This is a genomic window from Streptomyces sp. XM83C (genome assembly GCF_023072675.1).
In the GTDB taxonomy this organism is placed as follows: domain Bacteria; phylum Actinomycetota; class Actinomycetes; order Streptomycetales; family Streptomycetaceae; genus Streptomyces; species Streptomyces thermocoprophilus.
In genome coordinates this window covers 1-510 of sequence record NZ_JALLGL010000660.1, presented here as the reverse complement: position 1 = coordinate 510, position 510 = coordinate 1, and the positions used below count along the sequence as shown (strand labels likewise).

Below are 510 nucleotides of genomic sequence, written 5' to 3'. Positions count from 1 at the left end.
GAGCGGGAGGTCGGAAGGGGGAGCCGGAGGCGCGGGGGAGGGCGCGCCGGTCAGGCCACGATCAGGTGGATGCCGTAGGCCACGGCGGCGGCGCAGGCCGCGAAGCACAGGTACGCGCCGGTGACCGCGAGGGTGGCGGAACCGCCCTCGGAGGCGGCCCGCTCGCGGCGGGACAGGCCCATGATGCCGAGGGTGAACAGGGTCACGAGGGCCACGGTGACCACGAGGCTGACGCCGAAGACGGAGCCGAGGGCCGCCCAGTCGATGTTCATGCTGCTGCTTCCTTGAGGAGAGCCGGGGGAGCCGGGGGAGCCGAGGGAACCGGTGGTGCCGGTGATGCCGGACGGGCGGTCAGACCGCCGCCGGGGGAGAGGCGGGCTCGGCGGTCGCCGCCGCGACGGGGCCCGACGCGGCGGTCGCGGCGGGCGAGGCGATGGTGGCCGTCAGCCCCTCCGTCGCCGTGGCGGGAGTCGCAGCCGCAGCCGGGGCGGCGGGGGCCGGGGCCGGTAC

The 510-nt window shown here is 77.5% G+C and carries 1 protein-coding gene; it reads right to left on the bottom strand.

All coding sequences use genetic code 11. The features are described 5' to 3' along the window. Positions 1-50 precede the first annotated feature (50 nt). Entirely contained in the window at positions 51-272 is a 222-nt protein-coding gene (locus MTQ10_RS30970; RefSeq protein WP_247474146.1) for a hypothetical protein, read from the bottom strand. Between the last annotated feature and the right edge of the window lie 238 nt (positions 273-510).

Excerpts from the sequence above, each read along its gene's own strand:
- MTQ10_RS30970 (WP_247474146.1), bottom strand. The coding sequence starts at position 272 with ATGAACATCGACTGGGCGGCCCTCGGCTCCGTCTTCGGCGTCAGCCTC.